Source organism: Halopseudomonas nanhaiensis, assembly GCF_020025155.1.
GTDB classification, from domain to species: domain Bacteria; phylum Pseudomonadota; class Gammaproteobacteria; order Pseudomonadales; family Pseudomonadaceae; genus Halopseudomonas; species Halopseudomonas nanhaiensis.
Genome location: NZ_CP073751.1, coordinates 1,225,064 through 1,249,440 on the forward strand (window position 1 = coordinate 1,225,064; position 24,377 = coordinate 1,249,440).

21 protein-coding genes are annotated in these 24,377 nt (G+C 59.4%); 2 read left to right on the top strand and 19 right to left on the bottom strand.

The features are described from left to right. Nucleotides 1-27: 27 nt before the first annotated feature. Nucleotides 28-1,392 carry a DUF1329 domain-containing protein gene (locus KEM63_RS05570; RefSeq protein ID WP_223655824.1) on the top strand — a complete coding sequence of 455 codons (1,365 nt, stop codon included), beginning with the start codon at nt 28-30 and terminating at the stop codon, nt 1,390-1,392. Between the two features lie 370 nt (nt 1,393-1,762). Then, entirely contained in the window at nt 1,763-3,097 is a 1,335-nt protein-coding gene (locus KEM63_RS05575; RefSeq protein WP_223655209.1) for a DEAD/DEAH box helicase, read from the top strand. Between the two features lie 579 nt (nt 3,098-3,676). On the opposite strand, the gene KEM63_RS05580 is transcribed toward KEM63_RS05575, so the two are convergent. The 19 genes from KEM63_RS05580 to KEM63_RS05670 all read right to left on the bottom strand — a co-directional run bounded on the left by KEM63_RS05580 (nt 3,677) and on the right by KEM63_RS05670 (nt 24,304). Beyond that, on the bottom strand, nt 3,677-4,108 hold the full coding sequence (locus KEM63_RS05580) for a VanZ family protein (protein WP_223655210.1): 432 nt from the start codon (nt 4,106-4,108) through the stop codon (nt 3,677-3,679). Between the two features lie 418 nt (nt 4,109-4,526). Further along, on the bottom strand, nt 4,527-4,916 hold the full coding sequence (locus KEM63_RS05585) for a VanZ family protein (protein ID WP_223655211.1): 390 nt from the start codon (nt 4,914-4,916) through the stop codon (nt 4,527-4,529). Between the two features lie 140 nt (nt 4,917-5,056). Next, nucleotides 5,057-5,392 carry a hypothetical protein gene (locus KEM63_RS05590; RefSeq protein ID WP_223655212.1) on the bottom strand — a complete coding sequence of 112 codons (336 nt, stop codon included), beginning with the start codon at nt 5,390-5,392 and terminating at the stop codon, nt 5,057-5,059. A gap of 114 nt (nt 5,393-5,506) precedes the next feature. After that, nucleotides 5,507-7,594, bottom strand: coding sequence for a YjbH domain-containing protein (locus KEM63_RS05595; protein ID WP_223655825.1), 2,088 nt, complete (start codon nt 7,592-7,594; stop codon nt 5,507-5,509). A 25-nt stretch (nt 7,595-7,619) separates the two neighbouring features. Next, nucleotides 7,620-8,717, bottom strand: a complete 1,098-nt coding sequence (locus KEM63_RS05600) for a capsule biosynthesis GfcC family protein (RefSeq protein ID WP_223655213.1) — start codon at nt 8,715-8,717, stop codon at nt 7,620-7,622. Nucleotides 8,718-8,980: 263 nt separating this feature from the next. After that, a complete protein-coding gene (locus KEM63_RS05605) occupies nt 8,981-9,640 on the bottom strand; it encodes a YjbF family lipoprotein (RefSeq protein WP_223655214.1) in 660 nt (219 codons plus the stop codon). A gap of 11 nt (nt 9,641-9,651) precedes the next feature. Continuing rightward, nucleotides 9,652-10,767 carry a polysaccharide biosynthesis/export family protein gene (locus KEM63_RS05610; RefSeq protein WP_223655215.1) on the bottom strand — a complete coding sequence of 372 codons (1,116 nt, stop codon included), beginning with the start codon at nt 10,765-10,767 and terminating at the stop codon, nt 9,652-9,654. A gap of 97 nt (nt 10,768-10,864) precedes the next feature. Beyond that, complete coding sequence (locus tag KEM63_RS05615) at nt 10,865-11,206, bottom strand: hypothetical protein (RefSeq protein WP_223655216.1); 342 nt, start codon at nt 11,204-11,206, stop codon at nt 10,865-10,867. Nucleotides 11,207-11,521: 315 nt separating this feature from the next. Further along, nucleotides 11,522-12,541, bottom strand: a complete 1,020-nt coding sequence (galE, locus tag KEM63_RS05620; protein WP_223655217.1) for a UDP-glucose 4-epimerase GalE — start codon at nt 12,539-12,541, stop codon at nt 11,522-11,524. A gap of 37 nt (nt 12,542-12,578) precedes the next feature. Then, complete coding sequence (locus tag KEM63_RS05625) at nt 12,579-13,994, bottom strand: undecaprenyl-phosphate glucose phosphotransferase (RefSeq protein ID WP_223655218.1); 1,416 nt, start codon at nt 13,992-13,994, stop codon at nt 12,579-12,581. 41 nt (nt 13,995-14,035) lie between these two features. Continuing rightward, a complete protein-coding gene (locus KEM63_RS05630) occupies nt 14,036-15,379 on the bottom strand; it encodes a UDP-glucose dehydrogenase family protein (RefSeq protein WP_223655219.1) in 1,344 nt (447 codons plus the stop codon). A 30-nt stretch (nt 15,380-15,409) separates the two neighbouring features. Beyond that, a complete protein-coding gene (locus KEM63_RS05635; protein ID WP_223655220.1) occupies nt 15,410-16,819 on the bottom strand; it encodes a mannose-1-phosphate guanylyltransferase/mannose-6-phosphate isomerase in 1,410 nt (469 codons plus the stop codon). Nucleotides 16,820-16,838: 19 nt separating this feature from the next. Next, complete coding sequence (locus KEM63_RS05640) at nt 16,839-18,095, bottom strand: glycosyltransferase WbuB (protein WP_223655221.1); 1,257 nt, start codon at nt 18,093-18,095, stop codon at nt 16,839-16,841. A gap of 134 nt (nt 18,096-18,229) precedes the next feature. Continuing rightward, nucleotides 18,230-19,207 (bottom strand): GDP-L-fucose synthase, encoded by a 978-nt coding sequence (gene fcl, locus KEM63_RS05645; protein ID WP_223655222.1) that lies wholly within the window; start codon nt 19,205-19,207, stop codon nt 18,230-18,232. A gap of 2 nt (nt 19,208-19,209) precedes the next feature. Further along, nucleotides 19,210-20,331: a GDP-mannose 4,6-dehydratase gene (gene gmd, locus KEM63_RS05650; protein ID WP_223655223.1), complete on the bottom strand. Its 1,122-nt coding sequence runs from the start codon at nt 20,329-20,331 to the stop codon at nt 19,210-19,212. Nucleotides 20,332-20,334: 3 nt separating this feature from the next. Next, nucleotides 20,335-20,889, bottom strand: coding sequence for a WcaF family extracellular polysaccharide biosynthesis acetyltransferase (locus KEM63_RS05655; RefSeq protein ID WP_267461154.1), 555 nt, complete (start codon nt 20,887-20,889; stop codon nt 20,335-20,337). 7 nt (nt 20,890-20,896) lie between these two features. Next, nucleotides 20,897-22,081: a glycosyltransferase gene (locus KEM63_RS05660; protein WP_223655826.1), complete on the bottom strand. Its 1,185-nt coding sequence runs from the start codon at nt 22,079-22,081 to the stop codon at nt 20,897-20,899. Next, nucleotides 22,071-23,435, bottom strand: coding sequence for a hypothetical protein (locus KEM63_RS05665; RefSeq protein ID WP_223655224.1), 1,365 nt, complete (start codon nt 23,433-23,435; stop codon nt 22,071-22,073). Before KEM63_RS05665 ends, KEM63_RS05660 begins: the two co-directional genes overlap by 11 nt. Nucleotides 23,436-23,551: 116 nt before the next feature. Continuing rightward, complete coding sequence (locus KEM63_RS05670; RefSeq protein WP_223655225.1) at nt 23,552-24,304, bottom strand: glycosyltransferase family 2 protein; 753 nt, start codon at nt 24,302-24,304, stop codon at nt 23,552-23,554. Between the last annotated feature and the right edge of the window lie 73 nt (nt 24,305-24,377).

A 24,377-nucleotide genomic window follows, 5' to 3' on the forward strand; every position in this document is an offset into this window, starting at 1 on the left:
CAGATAAGGAGAAACAATAATATGCGTATGCAAAAAACCCTTCTGGGTGCAGGCGGTCTGGCGTTAAGCCTCCTGGCATCCAGCGTTATGGCCCAGTCTTTGACCCAGGATGAGATCAACAAGCTGGGTAATGAACTCACGCCGATCGGCGCTGAGAAGGCCGGCAATGCCGATGGCACCATCCCCGAGTGGACTGGCGGCCTGGGTGAGGACGCTGGCCGGGTGGTCGAGGATAACTTCCAGACCAACCCGTTCGCCGACGCTCAGCCGCAGTTCACCATCACTGCCCAGAACTACCAGGAGTACAAGGACAAGCTGACCCCCGGCCAGATCGCGATGTTCGAGCGCTATCCGGAAACCTTCCGCATGCCCGTCTACGAGACTCAGCGTACCGTGGGCTACCCGCAGGACGTGTATGACCAGGTCAAGCGTACTGCTGGCCAGGCCAAGCTGGTTAACGGTGGCGACGGTATCGAGAACTTTTCGCACGGCACCTTCGCCTTCCCGATTCCGAAGTCCGGTGCGGAAGTGGTGTGGAACCACAACACTCGCTATCGCGTGAACATCAAGCGTTGGTACATGCAAGCCATGCCGCAAACCAACGGCTCATACACGCTGATCAAGCTGGAAGAAGAAGTCGGTTATCCGCAGCATATGCCGGATGTTGACGAGTCGACCATTCCCAACACCCTGCTGTTCTTCAAGCAGCGTGTGAATGCGCCTTCGCGTCTGGCTGGTAACGTACTGCTGGTACACGACACCCTGGACCAGTTGAAAGAGCCTCGCATGGCGTGGGTTTACAACGCTGGTCAGCGCCGCGTACGTCGTGCTCCGCAGGTTGCGTACGACGGCCCGGGTACAGCTTCGGACGGTATGCGTACGTCTGACAACTTCTCCATGTACAACGGTGCACCTGACCGCTACGACTGGAAACTGATTGGCAAGAAGGAAATCTACGTACCGTACAACAGCTATCGCATGACCGACCGTGACGTGAAGTACGCGGACGTGCTGCAGGCTGGCCACATCAACCCGGAACACACCCGCTTCGAGCTGCACCGCGTATGGGAAGTACAGGGCAACGTGAAGCAGGGTCAACGTCACATTTACGCTCAGCGTAACTTCTTCATGGACGAAGACTCGTGGATGATCAACCTGGCTGACCACTACGATGGTCGTGGCACGCTGTGGCGCGTAGGTGAAGGTCACATTGCCTTCAATTACAAGGAAAAGATCCCGGGTTACGCGATCGAAACCCTGTATGACCTGCTCGCAGGCCGTTACATCGCACTGGGTATGTATACCGAAGAAGTGTCTGCACCTCAGTTCGACTTCCAGCCGAACTACAACCAGTTCACTCCGGCTGCACTCCGTGCTTCGGGTGTTCGTTAAGTAGTAGTGTTGCTCGTTTAGTTTGGGATTTAAGGGGCGCTTCGGCGCCCCTTTTTTTATCTGAGCTCCAAGCCCCAAGCCCCAAGCCCCAAGCCCCAAGCCCCAAGCCCCAAGCCCCAAGCCCCAAGCCCCAAGCTCCAAGCCTCAAGCCTCAAGCCTCAAGCCTCAAGCCTCCAGCCCCACACCTGCTTCGGTGGGAGGCGCGACCCGCGGCGACAGCGAGCGATCAGCCACGCCACCATCGAGCCGAGCCATCCATCAAGTAACCAGCGCGTTCCACCTGCCTGTCAACCTGATGACACGAGTTGGACCCGGAAATGCTAAACTGCGCGCATTCACGCAGCACCGAATCCGAAAAGAGATCCCGCCCTTGTTTACCGACCTGCACCTGCACGAACGCCTGCTCAAAGCCCTGACCGAACTGACGTTCGACACACCCACTCCGGTGCAGGAGCAAACTATCCCGCCGGCAATCGAAGGGGCGGATCTCTATGTGATCGCGCAGACAGGCAGCGGCAAGACCGCTGCCTACGTGCTGCCGATTCTGCATCGCCTGTTGAATGACGAGAGCAAGCCAACCGGTCCGCGTGCGCTGATCCTCTCGCCCACCCGTGAGCTGGCCCGACAGATCCTGCAGGATGTGCAGAGCCTCGCCAAATTCACCTTCCTGAAGGCTGAGTTGATCATCGGCGGCGAGGACTTCAAGGTCCAGGCGGCGAAGATGCGCAAGAACCCGGACGTGCTGATCGCCACACCCGGGCGCACCCTCGAGCATCTCGCCGCAGGTGTGAACATCGACCTTACACAGATTCAGACGCTGGTGATCGACGAAGCCGACCGCATGCTGGACATGGGCTTCAGCGAGGACGTCCTGAAGATCGCCGAAGCCTGCCGCAGCGAGCGGCAGACCATGCTGTTTTCCGCTACCACCGGCAACGCAGGTCTGCGCCGTGTGACCGAGCAGGTGCTGCGCGAGCCGATGCGGCTCGAGCTTGATAGCGTGCGCGACGACACGCCAGCGATTCGGCAGCAGGTTATTCCGGCGGACCATGATGCACACAAGGAAGCCCAGCTCAAATGGCTGCTGGCCAACGAGATTCAGGGCAAGAAGGCTATCGTCTTCACCAACACGCGCGTTATGGCTGACAGGCTGAACGGTGTGCTGCGCGCTGGAGAAGAGTTCCGGGTGTACGTGCTCCACGGGGAGAAGGATCAGAAGGACCGCAAGGCCGCGATTGATCGCTTCAAACAGGGCCAGTCAGGTGTCCTGGTCGCGACTGATGTGGCCGCGCGGGGGCTGGATATCAGCGAGCTGGATCTGGTGATCAACTTCGACATGCCCCGCAGTGGCGATGATTATCTGCACAGGGTAGGGCGGACGGGCCGGGCAGGCGCGGAGGGCGTGGCGATTTCGCTGGTGGCGCCGCACGAGTGGAATCTGATGTCCAGCATCGAGCGCTATCTGCGGCGAAACTTCGAGCGCCGGATCCTCAAGGAAGTCCCCGGTAGCTTCAAGGGTCCGAAGAAGGTGAAGGCGTCCGGCAAGCCGGCCGGCGCGAAAAAGAAAAAGGATGACAAGAAGGGCAGCAAGCCGAAGAAGCCAAAGACCGGCAAGCCAGCCGCCAAGCGCAAGCCGGCGGTGCCCAAGGGTGATGTGACCACCAGCTCCGACGGTTTTGCGCCCCCCAAGCGTAAGCCGCAATAACCCATCGCGGCGAGGACGCCGCTCCCACAGGTTTGGTGATCACATACCACGCAACGGGCGCGCGCCCTTCGTAGGAGCGGCGCCCCCGCCGCGAAAGCGAATTATCGGGAGGCGCTACAGCCCAACCCCTTCGCGGTCATGCCCGCTCCTCCGGGTTCGGTTCGTTCCGAATGTAGGAGCGCACCTGGGCGCGAAAGCGGGCTATCGGAAAGCGCCACAGCCCAACCCCTTCGCGGTCATGCCCGCTCCTACGGGTTCGGTTCGTTTCGAATGTAGGAGCGCACCTGGGCGCGAAAGCGAGTTATCGGGAAGCGCTACAGCCCAACCCCCTCTGCGGTCATGCCCGCTCCTACGGGTTCGGTTCGATTCGAATGTAGGAGCGCACCTGGGCGCGAAAGCGGAGTATCCAAAGCCCAATCCTATCGCGGCGAGGGCGCCGCTCCCACGGGTTTGGTTAGCATCGACTGTAGGAGCGCACCTGGGCGCGAAAGCGGAGTATCGGGAAGAGCCACAGCCTAACCCCCATCGCGGCGAGGGCGCCGCTCCTACCGGGGGATGGGGTTGCTACCTGGCTCGGCATCATCCCGCTTCGTGGGAGCGGCGTCCCCGCCGCGATAGTACGCTTCCCCGTCGCCCGGGCTGCCATTTGCCAAAACGCTCCCACGCCCAGATCAATGCCAGACCACAGGACACGCCGATCGTATTGGCGTACACATCATGGATGTCGGCACTGCGCGTCGGATGGTACGACTGCACCCATTCCACCGAAATGCCCACGGCGAACATCAGCACGAAGCGAACCCACCATTTCCAACGCGGGTAGGCCAGGTAGCTGAGCACGGTGCAGCCCAATAGCCCGACGAGGTGATAACTCGTCGCCATCCAGCTGAAGGCGGTGGGAGGCGGGGTGGGGCGCATGCCGAGGAACATGCCGAACGCGACGACCGCAATGAACAGAATCTGGAAGGCGAGCCGGTAGCGAACCCACAGCCGCATGATGGTGAACCACATAGTTGCTCCAGCGTGAATCGATGAATTGGCGAGTGGGCTGGGGTTATGCCTCTAAACCCAAACCCCTTCGCGGTCATGCCCGCTCCTACAGCGCAAAGATTGTTGTGGGAGCGTCCGCCTGGGCGCGAAGCGGTGCCGGAGCCACCTTCATCGCGGCGAGGGCGCCGCTCCTACCCGGGAATCTGCGTACGAGCGCACCTGGGCGCGAAAGCATGCAATCGGAAAGCGCCGCAGCCCAAACCCCTTCGCGGTCATGCCCGCTCCTACAGCGTGGAGATTTTTGTAGGAGCGTCCCCCTGGGCGCGAAGCGGAGCCGGAGCCACCTTCATCGCGGCGAGGGCGCCGCTCCTACCCGGGAATCTGCGTAGGAGCGCATCTGGGCGCGAAAGCGGGCTAGCCTACGCCACGCAGTTCAAACCTAAACCTCCCGCGACTCCACAGCAAACCCGCCCCAGCGATTCCGCTTCTGCCACAGGGCAATCACCGCCAACCCCAGCACCACGCCAACGGTATTGGCGAACACATCCACCAGATCCGCAGAGCGGGTCGGGTGAAAATACTGCACGAACTCCACCGCCAGGCCAACGCCGCACATCATCCCGAAGCGCAACCACCAGGGCCAGCGCGGGAAGGCGAGATAGCTAAGCAGGGTGCAGAAGAACAGGCCGCCCAGGTGAAAACTGGTCATCAGCCATTGGATCTTGCCGAAGGGAGGCGTTGGGCGCATGCCGAGGAACATGCCCAGCAGCACCAGGGCCACGAAGAGAGTCTGAAAGGTATTGCGGTGTCGGCTGATGCTACGCCACATGCATGCTCCGTGCTGCGGCGCTAGCCGTCTGCAAAATAAACTGGTCTCACTCGGCCGCTGCAATCTTGATCAAGCGACCGGCAACGGTAAGACCTCGCTTCCGCCGCAAATATCCCGAGCGCAATGCCGCGCGCAGCCGTTCAGGCCACCAGGCAGTAAATGCCGCTTACCGCACCCAGCGGAAACGAGATCAACACCAGGCCGGCAGCGAAGCTTTCCATGAAACGGCCAAAGAGCAAAGCAACGGCAGCCGAACAACCTATCAGCGCAACCAGCGGAAACCACCACTGAAAAATGTAAAAGCCCCACCCCAGCAGCGCCAGCGCGCATAGCGGTGCAGCATAACCGCCCAACAGCGTGTAAGCCGTACTCAGGCAGGTGTCCGGCATCGGCCGGGCGTCGAGTATTCGGCGGGTCTTGGCATAGGACTCGGCGCAGAGGATCAGAAACGACAGGGCGATAAGAAAGGCGATCATGATAGTGTGCTTACATCCTTGTAGACTGCTCGTACGAAGGCACCTCGGCCACGCACACTATATTCCATTATAGAATCATTTTGATATCAATTTGAGCGTTGAGCTCCGGCGAGTCTACTTGACCAGCTGGTCAAATCCGGACTCGAAAACTTCCCTATCCCGATCGCTGGTCAGCTCATACAACCCGTAGTATCGAGCCAGTCGCGCGCCGCCATCACGCGTCAGCGGATTCCACACAATGGTGCCGCGACTGCGGGTCGATCGCGCAAAGAAGGCGTCGAAGGGCAGGGTGAAATACACGCCCTTGTCGAAACTGCCCTCACCAAACTGCTCGGCCGGCACATCGGTTCTGGTTACCCAGGCGCCCACGGTGACGCCGTTGTCGAAGCGACGCGAGAGGTCCAGCGTGGCGCCCAGATCACCCGCCAGATAGCGTCCCACGCTGCCCTTGGCCAATACATTGTGGTACCCGGTCTGCAGATAGCCCGTCACATGCCCGGTCACCACCGAGTAATCGCGGAAGCTGAAATCCTGGGCAAAGCCGCGCTGGCGGACCCAGTTCAGGTCAGCTCCGACAGCCCAGGTTTCACCATGCTGGCGCAGGAGCACTTCGCCGCCCACCCCGCCGAACATGCCTTCGAGCAATCCGCCGTAGACCATCCCGTACCAGTCGCGCGTCAGCTCCTCGACCTGGGTGAACTGCAGATTCTCGATGACCACATCCGAGGTGGTCAGGAACTGGCGCAGGTTGGTGCGCACACGCGGCAGGCGGCTTGGCGCGTCGTAGCGGAACTTGTCGAAGTTGTTGATCAGGTTCGCCGCGACACTGCCGTGCACCCAGCTATTGCGTGCGAAGCGATATTCAGCGTCAGCGCGTGCCAGAAACTGGTACAGGATGAACCCGTCCGGGCCACCGACGTTCTGGTTGTAACCCAGCGACAGGCCCACATCGAACCGGTCGAGCGGCTGCGCATACAGCACGTCGGTATCGACCACACTCGGCTGAGCCGAGACCACTGCGCGGCGCATCACATCGGGCTCGATGCGGTTGGCGTCCAGGTCGCGCAGGCGTTCGGCACGCAGGCTGGTCTCGCTGATCGTCACGCCTCGCGCAGTATGGCGCAGCGTATACCAGTCATAGGTGCCCGCGCTGGTAGCGTTATCCAGCACGCGGCTGGCGCGCCCGAGGCCCTTCGCTGTGCTGCGGTAGGTGGTCTGCTCGGCCGTGATGATCAGCTCACCGTCACGCTCGGCAATCTCCTGTACATCCAGCCCGGCATTACGCTGCAGGCGCTGGCTGACCGCCTCCCAGTCCACGGCCTGGCCCGTGACGCCTGTGGGCGGCTCGCGTGCTTCCGGTGCCGGGTCGAGAACCTTCGGTGTACTGGCACCGGTCTTGAGATTGGTGTGGAAGGTCACGCCGAGCATGGCTGTGTTGCCGCGCTCCCAGGCTGCATGCACATCCATGCCACGCGTCACGGAGAACACCGCGCCGAGGTTGAAGGGCGAGTCTTGCTGCTGGTCGTTGTTCTGCGGCTCGTTCCGGTAATCGTTGCCGTCCAGCTCCAGCTTCAGGCGCAGCCGATCCCAGGGCGTCTGGTATTCCACACCACCAAACACACCCGGCCGGCCGCGGTAGTAGTTGTCCTGGTTGAAGTCGCCGACCTGCTCAGCCGTACGGCCGGGGCGCTCGTTGAAGTTCGAGCCCAGCACCGAGAATGGGTTGCGAAAGTCACCGCGATTGCCGATGTAACCCCAGGCCAGGCCGAGGCTCACATCGAAATCGAGAAAGCGCTTGTTGGCCACCACGTACTCGCTGGAGAACAGGCCGGTACCGCCGATGTCGCGCATGCCGATGGCGACATCCGGCAGCCAGTAGCTCTCTTCCCAGACGCGAGCCTTCACGTCGACGGCCTTGTCCTTGTAGCTCTGGTCGCCAGCGATATTCGGGCCGTACAGGCGGTTGGTGATCGCCATGTAACGGATGGTGCCTTCCAGCCACGGCAGCGGCTGCACGGATACGCTGTAGCGGCTGTAGGGCGAGGTGCGGTTGGCGTTGAAGCTGAACTCGCCCTCCGGCGCCATGCGCGCGGTCGGCGTCTGCAGCAGGCCCACGCCGCCGAAGTCATGCTGGGTGGTACGGTAGCGGTCGGCAATGCTGGCCGGCGAATAGCCCAGCGCGGCCAGCAGTGCCGGCCCCAGTACCAGCAGCCGGAAGGGTGCGCGATTATCCACCGGCATACTCCCCGACCGACTGCTCGCCTTGCGGGGTCATGTCGCCGCGAGTCGCGCCTCCCACGGTACTGTCTGCTGCTACGCCAATGGAGTCAGTGAAAGCGACCTCCGTGGCAGCCGAACCCGTGGCAGCGGGGTTCCGGCCGCGATAGGTGCCAACCGACGCCCCCAAACCCTGCTTCACCCCCGGTAGGAGCGGCGCCCCCGCCGCGATAGCGGACTCGCTCACAAGGCCTTTACCAGCCGCCCCGGCCTCAGCCACCTGCGTAGCCAACAGCGCCACAAAATCATCATTCAGACCCTGCGCGTCCGCAGCCAGATGCTTCGGATCCACCGGCACATACAACACCGCCCCCACCGCCACATTCCCCGGCTCGCGGTTCCACAGCGCCACACCGCGCCGCTGGGTGCGTCCGTCCGGCTGAACTACGTGCACATAGCTCGGATCGGCCAGCGCATGACGAGGGCATTGATCAAGGTAATCCACCGGCTGAAGCGACGGATCGAATGCCAGCAAGCAATCGGCCTTCACCGCGCCGGTGACACGAACCCGTTCGGCACGCGGTGGATACGCAATACGGTCGCCATCCTGCAACAGCCCATTGCGGCTCAACGCCAGCTGCTGCAGAGGATCGAGCTGAGCGCGAACGCGGCCCGTGACCGGCATGGCTTCGACCGCCGTCAGCAACCGACCCGCCAGCTCAACGCCAGCGGCTTGCTCCTCGGCCTGCCAGTGCACGCGACTGCTCTGCAGATCGAACAGCAGGCCGGCCTTGAGCTTCTGCTGCGGCTGAATGGCGGCGCGGCGGAGCAGGGCAGCGCCGAGGAACCAGGCATCGGCACGCACCTGGGCGGCAACCGATGCATCGCTCAGGCGTGCGCCTTCGGGTAGGGAATAGGTGCCAGGCTGCAGGACAAGGCCCTCGACCGTGACGTTGAGCGGTTCGGCAGCACTGGACGTTGAGGTCAGCAAGGCGCAGATGAGCAGGATGGCAAGCGTCAGAGCTTTGGAGTGGCCTTCATCGCGGCGGGGACGCCGCTCCCACGAACACATCGGCACCCACGAACACATCGGCCCCCACGAACGCATCGGCCCCCACGAGCACATCGGCCCCCACGAACACTGAAGTGGCTGGATCAGCATCCACGCCCAAGCGTGTGGGAGGCGCGACGCGCGGCGACCGGCGGGCTGGATAGACTGCGTCAACCCATCGCGGCGGGGACGCCGCTCCCACATGCTACGCAGGTCAGCTGCCGCCCCTGTAGGAGCGCACCTGGGCGCGAACGCTGAGCCCGAGCCACCGACACCGCGATACGCGCGCCGCGCACACAGCATCCTTTGCAGCAAGCGCATCATCGGGTTATCCCCGCTGGTACGGCTTCGGTCAGAACCAGCTCGGGCAGGCCCGGGGCGATCTGCTGCGCGCTGACCAGCACGCGGCCGTCAGCCGGGTCGAACCAGTAGCGGTTGTTCGCCTTGAAGCCCAGCGCAGGCATGCTGACGGCTTCATCAAGGCGTTGCAGCTCGACGCTCCGGCCCATGATGTTCATCGCTTCGCGCGGGCCGAGGGTGTAACGCGCATGCTGCGGCACGCCGGTGAGATAGCGCGCCGGATAGTCGACCAGCCGGGTAATGGTCGCGCCGTCCGCAATAGTGCGCAGGTCTCCGGCGAACGGATCATCTGCCGCCAGCGCCACGATCACATCCGCCTCGAGCGGCAGCCCGGCGGTATGCACCAGCTTGCCGTTGCGCGTCACCAGATGTTGCTCCACACCATGCCACTCGGCAACGGCTTGGGCGCGCGAGGCAAGCGTCAGCAGCGCTTCAGACTGCCCCAGGCGAACGATGAGGGCAGGGCGGTCGAGCTGGTTGACGTACTCGGTGGTGACCTGCGACTGCGGGCCGAGCACGGCAATCCGCAGCGTCTGGTAAGACGCCGAGCTAAACGGCGCGCAGCCGGTCAACCAGAGGCAAGCGGCGCAGCAAATTGCTGCGCGCAACAAGAGTGTCACCTACGCCATCCTCAGTTCGAACTGCGATCGCGCAGGTCTTCGTCGATGGTCAGCGTGGTGCGGAAGATATTGGCCGAGGGGAACAGCTGGCTGATGAAGCGGTTCCAGCGAGTAATCTCGGCCGGGCCGACGAACACCACATCCTGCGGCTGCATCTCGAACTGATCGGCCAGAATGAACGCGGTCGGCGAGCTGGCGTTGAGCTGGAACACGGTCGCCTTCTGCGTTTCGAGATTCTCGACGCCGCGAATCACATACACCTCGCGGCCACTGGCCGTTTCCTGCAGCGGTCCGCCGACCGTGGCGAGCACTTCGCTCAGGCTCATGCGGCTGGTGCTGTAGGGCAGCGGGCGGGGCGTGCGGACTTCACCCATCACAAAGATCTTGCGCGAATCATTCAGCGCCAGATGCAGTTTGTCGCCGGCGCGCAGATAGATCTCGCCGATGTTGCTGGGGCGGTCGGTCAGTCGGTCGTAATCGAGCGAATACGTCACGCCTTCACGGATCAGCGTCAGGTTGGACAGGTCAGCGCGGCCCTTTTCGATGCCGGCCATGCCCACCGCCTGCACCAGGGTCAGCGGCTCGGCCGTCACCGGCAGAAAACCGCGGTTGGCGAAGGCACCGCTGACGATGATCTTCTGACTATTGAAGCCGATCACGTTGACGTCGACCTGCGGCTGCTCGATTACCCGTGCCAGTTTCTGGGTAATCTGTTCACGCAGTTGTTCCAGTGTCAGCCCTTCGACCTGTACGGCGCCGAGGAAGGGGTAGTACAGCGTGCCGTCCGCGCGTACCACGCGCGAGTTGGCTTCAGCCGGTTGCTGCTGGCCCCCCGGCACGGTCAGCTCGGGGTGGTCCCATACGGTGATGAACAGCGCATCGTTGGCGCCGATGCGGTAATTCTCCGGCTGGTAATCCAGCAGCGCCTGCGGAATGTGCATGCGGGTGTTCACCGCCTGCTCCTGTGCGATCACCTTGGGGGTGATCTGCACGATCTCCACCATGCTGTTCTCTGCCGCGTCGCGATCGATCAGGCTCTTCTTGTGCATATGCATGCCAGGCGCAAACGCACAGGCCTGGAGCAACAACAGGGACGCGCCCAGCGCGACTAACGGGAAACGGATCATGGCAGGAATCTTTATTCGTGAGGCAATCGTGACGATCGAGAAGAGGTACTGCAGAAAAAAGCCACCCGCACGGAGTGCGAATGGCCTGGTTCAGCTATCAGTTGGTGGTGCCGGTGGTACCTGTGGTGCCAGTGGTACCGGTAGTGCCACCCGATCCGCTGCCGCCACCGCCGCCCGCTGCAGCCGCTGCCGCGCCGGCTACTGCCGCGCCCAGCGCCACTGCGCCAACACTGATACCACCGATTGCGCCGGCGGTAGCGCCTGCTGCAACGCCAGTACCTGTACCCGCTGCTGCGCCAGTACCGCCAGCAGACGCGCCTGCGGAGGAGCTGCTGGCACCAGCCGAACCTTCGGTGGCAGCTGCTTCTTCAGCGGCATAGGCAAAACTGGAAGAGAGGATCAAACCGCTTGCGATCAAAGCGAGGAATTGCTGTTTCATTACCCGGTTCCTTATGAGTACAGATTGTGAGCGATTATACGCGGTTACAACATTGTGGGAACTACTTCAAGAAAATAGTGTCGCGCCGCACCCATCGCTGACGCGAACCCGATCGGTAGGAGCGGCGCCCTCGCCGCGAAGGGATTGTCGAGCCTGCTATCGCGCCCAGGGGGACGCTCCTACCAAACCCACGCCCCCCCCTAGCCGTAGGAGCGGGCATGACCGCGAAGAAGAATCCGCGACGTCAACCCTTACGCCAGGGGCAGGACTGGGCGGGCAACACCCGTGGGAGGTTAATACCTCCCCCGCGACAATCTATTCCGAATACCCCTTCGGATTTTGCGACTGCCAACGCCAGGCATCGGCGCACATCGCCTCAACCCCCAGCTCTGCACGCCAACCCAACTCCTGCTCGGCCAATGACGCATCCGCATAACACAGCGCCACATCCCCGGGCCGACGGTCCACCAGCTTGTAGGCCACCGGCTTGCCGGAGGCCTTCTCGAACGCCTTGACCATATCCAGTACCGAATACCCCACGCCGGTGCCCAGGTTGAACGCGCGAATGCCCGGCTTGCGCTCCAGCCATTCCAGCGCCTTCACGTGCCCGGCGGCCAGATCCACCACATGGATGTAATCGCGCACCCCGGTGCCGTCGTGGGTCGGATAATCGCTGCCGAACACACTCAACTGCTCACGCCGGCCCACAGCCACCTGCGCCACATAGGGCATCAGGTTGTTCGGGATGTCGGACGGGTCCTCACCGATCAAGCCGCTTTCATGCGCCCCCACCGGGTTGAAGTAACGCAGCAGCGCAATGTTCCACTCGCCATCGGCCACATACAGATCACCCAGCATTTCCTCGATCATCAGCTTCGAGCGCCCGTACGGGTTGGTCGCCGAGGTAGGGAAGTCCTCACGTATCGGCACGCTGGCCGGGTCGCCATACACGGTGGCAGACGAGCTGAATACCATGTTCTTCACGCCGGCGCGGTGCATGGCCTGGCACAGCACCACGGTACCGCTGACGTTGTTGTGGTAATAGCGCATTGGCTGGCTGACGGATTCACCCACCGCCTTGAGCCCGGCGAAGTGAATCACCGCCTCGATGGCATGCTGGTCGAACAATCTGTCCAGCAGCGGCCCATCGTTGATGTCCCCCTTGACGAAGGTCACCGACTTGCCGGTCAGCCGCTCCACCCGGCGCAATGCCTCCGGGGAGCTATTGCTCAGGTTGTCGATCACCACTACCTGGTAACCCGCCTCGAGCAGCTTGATGCAGGTGTGCGTGCCTATGTAACCAGCGCCGCCGGTGACCAGTATCGATTTGCTCATGTAGCCCCTTGTATCAGTGTGCCCAGCGCCGGACTGCTCAGTAGGCGTTCGGGTTGACGAACCCCTTGAACACCGTCATGAACACGATTTTCAGATCCAGCCACAGCGACCAGTGGCGAATGTAGTCCAGATCGCACTCGATGCGCTTGGCCATCTTGTCCAGTGTATCGGTCTCGCCGCGCCAGCCGTTGACCTGCGCCCAGCCGGTAATGCCTGGCTTGACCTTGTGCCGCAGCATATAGCCGTTGATCAGCTTGCGGTATTCCTCATTGTGCGCCACCGCATGCGGCCGTGGCCCAACGATAGACATATCGCCCAGCAGAACGTTTACGAATTGCGGCAGTTCATCCAGCGACGTGCGCCGCAAAAAGGCACCAAGCCGGGTGATGCGCGCATCGCCGCGGGTAGCCTGCACTACGTCATCGCCATCTTCCATCACGCGCATGCTGCGAAACTTCCAGACCGATATCGGCTTGCCGTCGATGCCGTAACGCTGCTGGCGGAACAGGGCCGGGCCGGGGGAGGTGAGCTTCACGCCCAGGCCGATCAGCAGCATGGGCAGGGCGATCAAGGCCAGAATCAGTGACGACAGCACCACATCTTCCATGCGTTTGATGACGCGGCTCGCGCCGTCCATCGGCGTATCGAAGATGCTGATGCTCGGCAACCCGTTGATACTTTCACTGCGCGCATGCAGCAGATCGAACACGAACACGTCCGGGATCAGATAGACCGACGCGGTGGTATCGCTCAGCGCATCCACCAGCCACTTGATCTTCTCCTCTGCGCGCATCGGCAAAGTGATGTAAACCTTGTCGATTCGGCCTTCACGCGCCTCCGCAATCAGGTTGGCCATATTGCCGTTGATTGGCAGGCGAACGCTGGTCCCGCCGAGGGAGACCGGTTCGACGGACATGTCGTCATAAAAGCCCAGCAGGTCCAACCCCATCCAGGGCGCCTTCATGATGGTATTGGCCAGGCGCTGGCCCAACGGCCCGGCGCCGGCAATGGCTACCGAGCGGGTGTTGAATCCACGGCTACGCATGCGCCGCACGACCAGCCGCAGTACCACCCGATGCGATGCCAGCCCCACAAGAGCCAGCGTGAACCAGAGCACCCCATCGGTGTTGGGCAGGGTGCGCGAGGGCAACAGGAAATAATCCACTGCGAATACCGCAGCGAAGGTCGCCGCCCAGTTGCTGGCGACCTTGCGTAGCTCAAGCAAGCTGTGCTCGCCGCGCCAGGAGCCATACAACTGGCTGAAGTCGCTGATCAGGTAGAACAGGAACAGGCTGCCGGTCACGCACAGCAGGTACTCCTGTCGCAGCGGCGTGTCGTTCCAGTACAGCGTGGCAAAGAACGCTGCGGCGATGAACGCCAGATCGAGCACACGGTGCAGCAGGGATAGCAGGGGCTCCCTCGAGTGGAGAATCCCTCGTTGATATCTAGGCATGGTGTCTCAGGAGCAATGACAGAGGTTAAGCGATTGTTGACTCAGACTTCCGGTCTCACAGACTTGCCACGGCCAATGCCGTAGTAGTCGAAACCCTGATCCTGCATGCGCTGCGGGTCATACAGGTTGCGGCCGTCAAAAATCACCGGCGTGCTCAGCGCGGCGCGAATATACGCGAAATCCGGGGCCTTGAAATCACGCCATTCGGTAACGACCACCAGGGCATCAGCGCCGGCCAGCGCCGCTTCCTTGGTGCCCATCAAGCGCAGGTCACTGCGGTGCCCGTAAATGCGCTGGGTTTCTTCCATGGCCTCGGGGTCGAACGCCTGCACCGCTGCTCCGTTCTGCCAAAGCAGCTCCATCAGTACGCGGCTCGAGGCAGCGCGCATGTCGTCGGTATTCGGCTTGAACGACAGGCCCCAGACGGCGAACGTCTTGCCTGACACATCGCCATTGAAGTAATGGCTGATCTGGTCGAACAGTCGGGACTTCTGCCGTTCATTTACCGCTTCGACAGCGGTCAGCAATTGTGCCTCGTAACCCACCTGGCGAGCTGTGCGCTCCAGAGCTTGCACATCCTTTGGAAAGCACGACCCGCCGTATCCACAACCGGCATAGATAAAGTGATAGCCAATGCGCGGGTCCGACCCGATGCCGTGACGCACGGCCTCGATGTCTGCCCCCAGCCGCTCGGCCAGGTTGGCCATCTCGTTCATGAACGAGATCTTGGTTGCCAGCAGGCAGTTGGCCGCGTACTTGGTCAACTCGGCACTGCGCACATCCATGACGATGACTTTTTCATGGTTGCGGTTGAACGGCTCATACAGCTCGCGCAGCTGCGCTTCGACGTGTTCGCTGTCAGTGCCGATGACGATCCGGTCAGGGCGTACACAATCGGCGACGGCTGACCCTTCCTTGAGAAATTCGGGGTTGGAAGCGACCTGAAAGGCAATATCGAGCTTCCGCTCCGCCAGCACTTCGGTCATGCGCGCACTGACCCGGTCAGCGGTGCCGACCGGCACGGTCGACTTGTTCACCACGATCTTTGGCGAATCCATATAACAGGCGATGGTCTCGGCCACGGCCAGCACGTACTTCAGGTCCGCGCTGCCGTCTTCATCGGGTGGCGTACCCACGGCGATGAACTGTATCTCGCCGAAGGCGACGCCTACGGCCGCGTCAGTCGTGAACAGCAGGCGGCCAGATTGGTGGTTCTTCTTCACCAGGTCAGTCAGCCCCGGTTCGAAGATCGGGATGATGCCCTGCTCAAGGTTGGCGATCTTGTCCGGGTCCACATCCACGCAGCAGACCTGATGGCCCGCATCGGCCAAAACAGCAGCCTGCACCAGACCCACGTAGCCAATCCCAAAAACGGTAACTTTCATGTCATTCCTTTCGACAAATAGCTGGCAGGTTTACGCACGACCGTAGCGGTCTTCGAAGCGGACGATATCGTCCTCGCCGAGGTACGACCCGGACTGCACTTCGATCAGCTCCAGGTCGATCACGCCGGGGTTCTCCAAAGCGTGGACCTGGCCGATGGGGATGTAAGTAGACTGGTTCTCTGCGACGAGATAGGTCGTGTCACCATTGGTGACCTTCGCGGTGCCGCTGACGACAATCCAGTGTTCAGCGCGGTGGTGGTGCATTTGCACCGACAGCTTGGCACCCGGTTTCACCGTAATGCGCTTGACCTGATACCGATCGCCATTATCGATGGAGTCATACACGCCCCAGGGGCGGTACACCTCCCGATGGTTCATGTGCTCGTGACGCCCGTCCTGCTTGATCTGCTCGACGATGCGTTTCACGTCCTGCGTGTGATCCTTGTGCGCGACCAGTACCGCGTCCTTGGTTTCGACGATGACCAGATCCTGCACGCCGACGGTTGCAACCAGACGATGCTCGGCTCGCACGAAGGTATCGCGCGTGGCATGCAGCATCACATCGCCAGTCGCCGCGTTACCTGCTGCATCCTTGTCAGTCACTTCCCACAAAGCAGACCAGGAGCCGATATCGCTCCAGCCTGCGTCCAGGCTGACCACAGCCGCGTCGGCTGTCTTCTCCATCACCGCGTAATCGATCGAATCGTCCGGGCAGGCGGCGAAAGCTTCCGCATCCACGCGGGTGAAATGCAGGTCATCGCTCGCCTGCGCCATGGCCTGTTCGCATGCGCGGAGAATATCAGGGCGGTGCGAAGCGAGCTCCTCGAGATAGCGGCTGGCGCGGAACAGGAACATGCCGCTGTTCCACAGGTAGTCACCTGCTGCCAGGTAGCCTGCAGCAGTAGCCGCATCCGGCTTTTCGACAAACCGGCTGACCGTAAAGCTGGTGTCGGATAGAGCAGTGCCTTGCTGAATGTAGCCGTAGCCGGTTTCCGCATGAGTCGGCACGATGCCAAAGGTCACCAGCTTGCCTTGTTCTGCCAAGCCTTGCGCCTGTTCGATACTGCGGTGAAAGGCCGACGTGTCGCGAATCAGATGGTCAGCAGCCAGAACCAGCATTAACGGATCGTCACCTACAGCACGCAGCTTGAGTGCGGCCAGCGCAATGGCCGGCGCGGTGTTGCGTCCCACGGGCTCCAAAATGATCTTCGCTTCGTTCAAGCCGAGCTGACGCAGCTGCTCCGCTGCGAGAAAGCGATGCTGCTCGTTGCAGATCAACAGGGGCTGAGCAACCGCCAGCGGGGAAAGCCGCCGAACGGTCTGCTGCAGCATTGAGAGTGCATCGTCAGTCAGAGAAATGAACTGCTTTGGGTTCAATTGGCGGGAAAGAGGCCACAAGCGTGAGCCGCTGCCCCCGGCCATGATTACCGGATGGAGCATTTAGGATATTCCTGGTTGGCTAGGCTACGGCGATATCGTCCTGGGGCGGCGCGGTCGTCTCGATGGGGGATACGTCCTGCAGGAAGCGTTCAAGTACGCGGTCCTTGGCCAAGTATTCGGACGCATAGTTGCGGGCGATCACGTTGTTCGGCGCCAGCTCCAGAACGGTTTCAATGCCCTTGACCAGGGCACTGACCGATTCCGGCTCCACGAGTGTGGCGATACCCGGGTATTCGGTACACAGCATGCCGAGCGTGGTTTCCGGGTCCGCAGTGATGATGGCGTTTCCACCGACAGCGAGGATGTTGGTCAACTTCGAGGGCAGCACCGCATCCGCCGCGCCGCGCTTCTGAATCACCAGGTGACCGTCCGCCGAACCCAGCAAAGCAGGCAGGTCCTCATAGGGTTGCAGCGGTGCAAACATGACGTTGGCCAGTTGGTTCTGCTCGACCAGCTTCATCAGGCGCTTCTTGCCGGCACCTTCGCCCACGATAAGAAACACGATGTCATCCCGCTCACGGAAGTGCACGGCTGCTTCGATAACACCTTCGAGCCCCTGCTTCTCGCCGATATTGCCGGAGTAGAGCATCACCCGTTTCGTTGGATCGACGCCCAGCCGTATCAACAGCTCGGCCTGCCGCGCAATATTCTGGAAGCGTTCGGTCTCCGACCAGTTGGGGAAGAACATCAGCTTTTCTGCGGGTACGCCCTTCTCTTCAGCGCGCTTGAGCATGCCGGTGGAGATGGTCGAGAAGCGATCAAACGAGCGCAGCAACCGCGCCTCGATCGCGCAAGCCACCTTGCGGAAGAGCCCTTTGCGCGCAATGCCGAGGCCGAACATGGCATCCACCTCATAGTCCTGCACGTGAATCACGCTGGTCGCGCCGGTGATTTTTGCAAGAAGCAGCGCACCGGGGGCACAGAACAGGGTTGGTGCCACCAGTACTACCACGTCTGGCTTCCAACGGATCTTGGTCGCCAGCGAGACCAGCGAGCTCAGGGCGAAGCTGCTCAAGTGCAGGATGCGCTTGATGGCAGAAGGATTCTTCGGCACATACAGCGGGCAGCGGGTAACGGTCACCACGTCATCGTTATCGCGGTACGGACGCCAGCGCTTGTAGCCAGCCTGCACCTGCCAGTCGGGGTAATAGGGTGGGGCGGTGACGACGCGAATGTCGTGCCCCTTCTCAGCCAGCCAGCGAGACATCTCACCGCTGTATTTGCCAATACCGGTCAGCTCCGGGCTGTAGTTGATCCCGTAGATCAGAATTTTCATGTCTTACGTCCCTGTAAAAGCAAGTCGAAGCGCTCTAGCGCGGGGCCTTCCATGGGTGGCCGGGCGCTACTATAACGAGAGTGATGCCGCTTTGGCATCACTCAATTGGATGATGTCGGGTTTGTTTGGGGGTGTTAGTGCGTGCGTGCGTCGTCCTGATGCTCGACAAACCAGCGATAGGCATCACGCAGCCCATCCTCGAGCTTGATGCTGCTCTTCCAGCCGAGCCGTTCCAGACGCGAGACATCCATCAGCTTGCGTGGCGTGCCGTCGGGCTTGCTGGCGTCGAACGTCAGCTTGCCGGGGAACTCGGTCACTTTCTTGACCGTTTCGGCCAGCTCGCGGATGGTGCAGTCTTCGCCGGTGCCGACATTGATGTGCGAGAGCATCGGCTGGGTGTGCTCGCGGTAGGTCTCGGTGTCGAGATTCATCACGTGGATGCTGGCCGCAGCCATATCGTCCACATGCAGAAACTCGCGCATCGGCTTGCCGCTGCCCCAGACCATCACCTCTTCATCGCCCCGTTGGGTCGCTTCATGGAAGCGGCGCAGCAGGGCAGGGATGACGTGGCTGTTTTCCGGGTGGTAGTTGTCGTGCGGGCCGTACAGGTTGGTCGGCATCACGCTGCGGTAGTCACGACCGTACTGGCGGTTGTAGCTTTCGCAGAGCTTGATACCGGCAATCTTGGCGATCGCGTAGGGCTCGTTGGTCGGCTCGAGAATGCCGGTCAGCAGGGCCTCTTCGCGCATCGGCTGCTCGGCATGCTTGGGATAGATGCACGAGGAGCCGAGGAACAGCAACTTCTCCACGCCGGCGCGGTGCGCGGCGTGGATGATGTTGGCCTCGATCATCAGGTTCTCGTAGATAAACTCGGCAGGGTACTCGTTGTTGGCGTGAATGCCGCCGACCTTGGCCGCGGCCAGGTAGACCTGGTCGATGCCTTCGGCCTGGAAGAACGCGTTCACCGCGCGCTGATCCAGCAGGTTCAGCTCGTTGCGGCCCCGCGTGACGATGTCGGTATAGCCCAGCGCCTCGAGGCGCCGGACGATCGCCGAGCCGACCATGCCGCGATGGCCGGCGACGAAGATGCGCTGGTTGAGGTCAGCTGCCATGCTCAACCCTCCACGCTGACCGGAATCTCGTGGCCGTGCTCCTTGAGCAGCGCGTGGCGCTGGGCGACCTTCAGATCTTCGGAGACCATTTCCGCGCACATTTCCTGCACGGTAATTTCCGGAGTCCAGCCGAGTACGTCCTTGGCCTTGCTCGGATCGCCCAGGAGAGTTTCCACTTCGGCGGGACGGAAGTAGCGGGGATCGACGCGCACGATCACATCGCCAGTCGCCAGACCGGGCGCCTTGTCACCTTCGATCTTCTCGACGATGGCCTTCTCGTCAACGCCCTGGCCTTCGAAGCGCAGGGTGATGCCCAGCTCGGCCGCCGACCACTTGATGAATTCACGTACCGAGTACTGCACGCCGGTGGCGATGACGAAGTCGTCAGCGGTTTCCTGCTGCAGCATCATCCACTGCATACGCACGTAATCCTTGGCATGGCCCCAGTCACGTAGCGCATCCATGTTGCCCATATACAGGCAGCTTTCCAGACCCTGGGCGATGTTCGCCAGGCCGCGGGTGATCTTGCGCGTGACGAAGGTTTCGCCGCGGCGCGGAGACTCGTGGTTGAACAGGATGCCGTTGCAGGCATACATGCCATAGGCTTCGCGGTAGTTCACGGTGATCCAGTAGGCGTACAGCTTGGCGACGGCGTAGGGCGAACGCGGGTAGAAGGGAGTGGTTTCCTTCTGCGGAATCTCCTGCACCAGACCGTACAGCTCGGAGGTGGAGGCCTGATAGAAACGGGTCTTCTTTTCCAGGCCCAGCAGACGGATCGCCTCGAGGATACGCAGGGTACCCATGGCATCGACGTCTGCGGTGTACTCCGGCGCTTCGAAGCTGACCGCCACGTGGGACTGGGCGCCGAGGTTGTAGACCTCGTCGGGCTGCACTTCCTGGATGATGCGGGTCAGGTTGGACGAGTCGCTCAGGTCGCCGTAGTGCAAAACGAAGTTCTTGTTCTCGACATGCGGGTCCTGATAGATATGGTCGACGCGCTGGGTGTTGAACAGCGAGGCGCGCCGCTTGATGCCGTGGACTTCGTAGCCCTTCTCCAGGAGAAACTCTGCCAGGTATGAGCCATCCTGACCTGTAATGCCGGTGATGAGTGCTTTTTTCTTCATAACTTAACCTTGTTGATGGAATGAACGCGGCTTGATGAATGTGGCAGGAGTCCCGGCGTATATGCCCTCACGTCCGATGCTCTTGAAGACCGAGCTTCGCGCACCGACCACTACCCCGTTAGCGATACATACTCCTGGCGCAACGAAGACATCAGTCGCGAGCCAAACACCGTCCCCAATTACCACGGGAAGAGAGAAAATATCGAAGCTGCTTCGATGAGCATCATGGCTCCCAGTGCAAATATATGATCGCTGAGATATGACCGAGCTTTTTCCAATACGAATTGGCCCTAAGGAGTACAACACAACGTTGTCGCCAATCCACGAAAAATCTCCAACTTCTAGCTTCCATGGATAGGTAACCTTAACGCTTGGGCGTATTTTTACATCTCGTCCAATCTTGGCACCGAATAACCTGAGGAGAAAAACTCTCCACCCGAATAGGAATTGCGGCGATGTATTTAGTAGTAGAGATTGCACAAGCCACCACAGCTGGCATACAAATGCGCTTCTACCTCTAAAGTTTGGTGGCTGGGTGTAAGTAGCTAAATTCTGCATGTTGTCCTCAGTCAAAAATAAAAGATGGTTTCGGTAAGTTGCTATCTAGCAACCAGGAATAAGATGCGCCCATCATTTTGCAGACCATACTCCAAGAATAGTTTTGCGTGACGTGATGCCTACCGAAATCCCCCATCTTTTTCAGAATCTTTCTGTCAGTACTCATAGCCTCGGACAGGTGCGACTGAAACGTTTCGGGGCTCAATTCGACGCACCAGCCTGCAGATATTTCATTTAGAATCGTCCAAGGTGTACCTGTCGTAGTTAGGACTGGAAGCCCTGCTGCCATAGCTTCACCTATTGCAATGCCAAAGTTTTCGCTGTGGGTGGGCAATACGAACAAGTCTGAGGCGGCGAAGGCGGCCTGCCGTTCCGCACCTGCAAGCATTCCCATCACGTGAATACGGCTTGCAGCGGCAATGTTTCTTTTAACAATATCAGCGATATTAGTGTCGTCTGCGATCGGACCAACGATTAAGAGCTCCCAGTCCGGATAACGAGATGCCAGTCGACTAAACGTGTCTATCAGAATATCGATTCCCTTTTTGGGATGCACCCTAGACAGAAATAGGATTTTTTTTGAGTGAGGGTTGATTTTTAATGTAGATGATGCGACTTCCCTGCTCGGTAATTGAGAAAACTCATCGAAGTTTATACCGTTGGGAATTAACGCGATCGGCGATGAAATCCCCAACCTTCTAATCGCCACAATTTCGTTTGGCTCTGTGGCGTGCAGGAGATCAGCAGAGGCAAGAATCTTGTGTTGGTATAGCGACAACGCGGCTCTCTTTGCAAAAGCAGACTGTTGCAAATTCCATTCATAAAGATTCCCTCGAATAGAGCACACCAGCGGAGCACGAACGACTTTCGCTGCCCGATAGGCCGCGATTGCAGGATACGTCCACAAATTATGGGTGTGAATGATGTCGCTCTGCTTTGCCAGAGCGATCAGGTGCCTGCTTAGAGCTGGCGAATACCTGAACTTTTTTGTATATCCGTTAAATATGATAGGTTCGATGGAGTGTTCCGAGCACACACTATTGTGGTTGCCGTCTGGACTGCTAATAGATACCAGACTGTTAACATGGCCGGTCGCGTTTAGGCCAGCTATCAAATATGGGACTGACTTGGCCGGTCCGCCATATGTGTCAGAAACACTCTCTACGACATGTATCAGCTTCTTACGACGCATTTTCAATCCCAATTTTCGTTTGCTTCGTTGGTTTTTCAATTAGTGGGAGGCAGGCTCTCGCGACTACATAAATCCAAAGACCATAAAAAGCGTAGGAATCGAATTGAAGATAGCACCAGAATATAGTGAGAAATAGAAAACAAAAACGTCTGTCGAATAATGCAAAAAGAAGTAGCAGGTAGACTATTAGCCCGAACTCCCCGATGGTCTTCGCATGCATATTGAAAATATTCGGTCCGCTGCCGGACTCTCCTATCTGAATGACCTCTTTCATATAGGAAGATCGAAAATTGTCAAGTGCTTTTTGATATCCCACGTCGATTAGCGCGCCGATATTTCCGAAGCCTGCTCCAGTTATCAAATACTGTGGGTATTCCTTCCACGCCTGGTACGCTGCATCCGTTCTGAAAAATCGCGACGCTAACGAGTCATCCGAATTCAGCGTGATCAGCAAGTCGTCACTTGCCTGGACGCGTCCCATCGTCAGACTTCCCAGGAGCCCCTCGTTGAATAAGATAAAGTTACTGGTTGGTAGTGCTATCGTCATGGCAAACAACAAGGTTTTGATAGAAACCTTTTTAAACGATCTAGTTATATAAAAGAAGGCGGACGTCGCCGCCAAAAAGCACATGTCAATCCAAAATCTCGCAGAGTCAAGCAATAGTACTGATATCAGGATGTAAGCCAGTCCCAAGCCAAGCAGTCGATTGCGTTCTAGGGTTAGATCAAGGCGCCATGCCAGCCAAGTCAAGGGGATCAGGACGCCGAGGATGTGTACACTTACGAACGATGGCTCAGCGAAAAAGAACGCAAACCGATTCATTTCCTCATTTCTTTTCAAAATTATGAGGGCAAGGTAAGATGCAAAGCTCACACCGGCCTTAGATAACAAATACAGTAAGCTAGAGGTGCCAATAGCAATGGTGGATCCGAGTGCATAAGCGTTTAGATAGCCGCGTATCTGCAAATCGGCACGTACGCCTGGGCGAAAAACCCTTGCGAGACAGATTGCAAAACAAACGCCCAGCGTGAGCGCGGCAAAGGCGTCAAAAACGTCACGTACAAAAAAACGGTTGTCCAGCCCTAAAACATAGGTCGAGATCCATCCGCAAGAGCTTATTATAACTAGCGCAACCACGGTCCGAACTTTCGCGACCGAAAACGACATGCTATTGAGAGATAGCAAAACAGATGCGAAAAAGAAGATTGGTGCTATCGCTGGCCACCCAGCGCTGGGTGCTATAGCGAGATTCTCGAACGGGAGGAGGAAAAAACCCAGCGTGGCAAAGGTGCTCGCGCTGCGCGCGGAGGCGGCGAGTGAGTAAGTGTTCTGTGGGGGCTTGTAACCTAGCATAAGGTGGCCGTGTATGAACCAGTGCTTAAGGGTGTCATCGAATACAAGGAAAGCTAAGGGTTGAACTTCTTGGGCGGGTAGCTACGCATAGTCCAAGGCTTTTGAGAGATAATGTACTAATTTCGTAGAAGCCTGCGAAAAGAAAGCCCGCAATACCGCTTTGCGATGAATAACATTGTAATGAAAGCAGAAATTGATCGTGGACAAGTGCCGTTCTTCTGCCTTGCTGCGTGGTAAGCCCAAAACGTCCCTTTATAGCAGGATGTGCTTATACCCCCAGGTTCCATTACGCTGAGCACCCTGGGGGTGCGGGCCACTCTTGTAAGGCGAGGATTTAGACGTAACGACCACTCATAGTCCATTCCTAATCTATACGACTGGTCATATAAGCCGTAGGAAATAAACAGCTCTTTGCCGATACACATAGCTTGATGAGGAAGATAGTTCCGCAAGATCTGCCAGTGGAGATCTTTCCGATAGGAATATTTACTTCCGCCTATCTCGATATCCCCGACGAGGATATCGATGTCCTGAGAGAGAGCTGAGTTCAGATGCATTATAGTTTCGTTATCTGCGAGAACGTCGCCGCTATTCAAAAATAGCAAAAAAGAGCCGGTGCTCAACGCAATGCCCTTATTAAACGCATCGGCGATCCCGCGATCTGGCTCGCTTTTGTGTGCAGTGATTAGATCGGTGTTATCAGCGATTAGTTGTTTTGACCCATCCGTGGAGCCACCATCCACGACAATATATTCGAAATTGCGGGAGACCTGCGTTCGAACACTGTCGAAGGTTCTTTCGAGGCCCAGACGGTTGTTATAGCAAATCGTAATGATAGAGAGCGTTGGGGCTGGGCTGGATTCGTTCATTCAATCGTTCCTATCTTAAGCTCTGTAAATAGGCTCAGGCGAGCGTCGGCCCTAGTTTAGTCAGAGCGCAGCG